The organism is Pseudomonas sp. PS01299 (assembly GCF_029960145.1).
Classification (GTDB): domain Bacteria; phylum Pseudomonadota; class Gammaproteobacteria; order Pseudomonadales; family Pseudomonadaceae; genus Aquipseudomonas; species Aquipseudomonas putida_A.
Window position 1 is genome coordinate 1 of record NZ_JASCPO010000451.1, and the last position, 2028, is coordinate 2028.

Sequence of the window (2028 nt, forward strand, 5' to 3'; positions counted from 1 at the left end):
TTTTTTTTTGCCTTTAATCAAAAATCTTGGGCGCCGTCGGGCAGCTCCTACAGGGAGTTGTTCGAAGCGGGCATTTCAGTGTTGGGCTTTGTGATCCAGCGCGGCGTAGAAGTTGGCGCTCTGTTGCAGGTATTTCTGGGTGTAGCTCTGGGTGTGGGATTTTTTGCCGGCTATTTCAACGTTGGCACTGGCTGGCAACGCAACGGTGGCGGAGATGGCGGAAGCGGCGATGATCGAGAAGAGATTGAAGTTCATGGCGGTAACCCTCGTGTTCGGTTGGCTTGCTTTGCCCGGTTGGGCCGTGGAGCAAACTTAACGCTCGAGGGTTGATCGCTTGAAATGCTTTGTAGCATTACCGGATATCAGCGCGATTAATACAACGAGACAGGCCCCGTGAACCGGGGCCTGTGGCTTATTGTCGCACTAGAAACTTCAGATCGCTGGGGGCGTCCATCGGCAGTTTTTGCACGGTTTTGCCGAGCAGACCGGTCTTGGCATCGCGCTCGACGACGACAATTTCGTTGCTCTTCTGGTTGGCAATCAGCAGGAACTTGCCACTCGGATCGAGGCTGAACTCACGCGGGTGATCGCCTTCTACCGAACGCTTTTGCAGCTCTTTGAGCTGCCCGGTCGCCGGATCGATGCTGAACACCAGCAGTTGATTGGCGGTGCCACGGTTGCTGACGTAGAGGAACTTGCCATCGGCCGAGGCATGCAGCGCGGCGGCGGCTTTGTCCGAGGTCGGCTGACCGGCGGCCAGATCGACCATTTGCGTCTGGGTCAGCACGCCGTCGTGGTAGTCGAACACCGCGACCTGCGCGCTCATTTCCATGGTCAGCCAGGCATGCTTGCCGTCGGCACTGAACAGCAGATGACGCGGGCCGCTGCCGGCCGGCAGGCTCACCGAAGCGGTTTTCGCCGGGGTCAACGGCAAGTCCGGATTGGCCTTCGGGTCGAATTTGTAAATGAAGACCTTATCCGCCCCGAGGTCGTTGGAGAACACATAGCGGCCGTCCGGCGAGGACACCGTCGAGTGCACGTGGTTCGAGGCCTGACGCTCCGGATTGACCCGGCTCGCCGGGTGCGCGCTCATCTGCACCACGGGTTTGAGCTTGCCATCGGCGCCGACCGGCAACACCGCGAGGGTGCCACCCGGATCTTCGACCACCGAATAGTTGCTGACGAACAGATGGCTGGCATCGCCGCTGAGGCTCGAATGGGTCGGCTCGTTGCCCAGGCTCTGCACTTGATTGATCAGGGTCAGAGTGTGGGTCTTCGGATCGATCGAGTAGCTGCTGACGCGGCCCACCGGGTCTTTCTGGCCGGGGCCGTTTTCGTTGACCACGAACAGATGCTTCTGGTCTTTGGACAAGGTCAGCCACGACGGGTTTTCGCTCTTCATCACTTGCAGCGGCTTGGCAGCGATCTGTCCGGTGGCGCTATCGAAATTCATTCGATAGATGCCCTGGCTGGTGCCGGCGGTGTAGGAGCCCACCAGCAATTGATAGGTCTCGGCGCTGGCACTGGACAGGCCCATCGCACCGACGCTGCCGGCCATCAGCAGTGGCCAGAATTTACGCATGTTCATTGATCATCTTCCTCGTCGTCGCTGCTGCTGACTACGTCGCCGACGCAGACCAAACGGTGCTCGCCGGTGGTCTTGGTGTCGCTGGCGTAGCCAATGATCAGCCAGCTCTGCAGCTCTTCATCAAACGTCGCCGCCGTAACCTGCGCCGGGGTGAACTCCCAATGCTTGGCCGTGCGGCCATCGATACATTCGATGTGCAGGTTGTCGTCTTCGTCGAGGGCGAATTCGAAGGCATGCAAGCCATCGATTTCGACCATGCCGCAGTGTTCGAGGGCGTTGAGAAGGGTTTGGGCAGTCATGGCAAACAGTCTTTCTTAGGAGGGAAAGGGCCAATGATAGCTCATTGTCGCTGGAGATCCCTGTGGGAGCGGGCTTGCTCGCGAAAGCGGTGTGTCAGGCAATCAATCACTGACTGAAAGAATGCCTTCGCGAGCAAGCCC

General features: G+C 59.0%; 3 protein-coding genes. All 3 read right to left on the bottom strand.

Going from position 1 to position 2028, the window contains the following annotated elements:
* Positions 1–75 precede the first annotated feature (75 nt).
* Positions 76–255, bottom strand: a complete 180-nt coding sequence (locus QMX91_RS30895; RefSeq protein WP_047598402.1) for a hypothetical protein — start codon at positions 253–255, stop codon at positions 76–78.
* A gap of 157 nt (positions 256–412) precedes the next feature.
* The gene (locus tag QMX91_RS30900) at positions 413–1588 is read right to left on the bottom strand and encodes a lactonase family protein (protein WP_282413886.1); all 1176 of its coding nucleotides are present in this window, start codon (positions 1586–1588) and stop codon (positions 413–415) included.
* The gene (locus tag QMX91_RS30905) at positions 1585–1887 is read right to left on the bottom strand and encodes a DUF5629 family protein (protein WP_282413887.1); all 303 of its coding nucleotides are present in this window, start codon (positions 1885–1887) and stop codon (positions 1585–1587) included. Before QMX91_RS30905 ends, QMX91_RS30900 begins: the two co-directional genes overlap by 4 nt.
* Positions 1888–2028 lie beyond the last annotated feature (141 nt).